The organism is Mesorhizobium sp. GbtcB19, assembly GCF_019091085.1.
GTDB lineage: Bacteria > Pseudomonadota > Alphaproteobacteria > Rhizobiales > Rhizobiaceae > Mesorhizobium.
Genome location: NZ_JAGXJY010000587.1, coordinates 1 through 232 on the forward strand (window position 1 = coordinate 1; position 232 = coordinate 232).

Here is a 232-nt window from a genome sequence, read left to right on the forward strand (position 1 = left end):
CAGGTATTTGGCGTTGAAGCCGATCTCGTTCGGGTCCGACGAATAATCCGCAGCCAGCTCCTCGGTGGCGCTGCCTGAATCCGGATTGTTGACGGCAAGTGTGTCCTGACCTTCGTTGATCGAGAGCTTCACCGCGCGGCCGCGCTCGGACGTGATCGTGGACACGCGATCGACGGCCGCTGCGATGGACTGGCGGTCGATGATCAGCTTCTTGTCGTTCCCGGTAGGAATG

General features: G+C 60.8%; 1 pseudogene. It reads right to left on the reverse strand.

The features are described from left to right. Positions 1-232 (reverse strand): annotated as a pseudogene (locus KVT37_RS33130) (DNA polymerase III subunit beta); the annotation flags it as partial.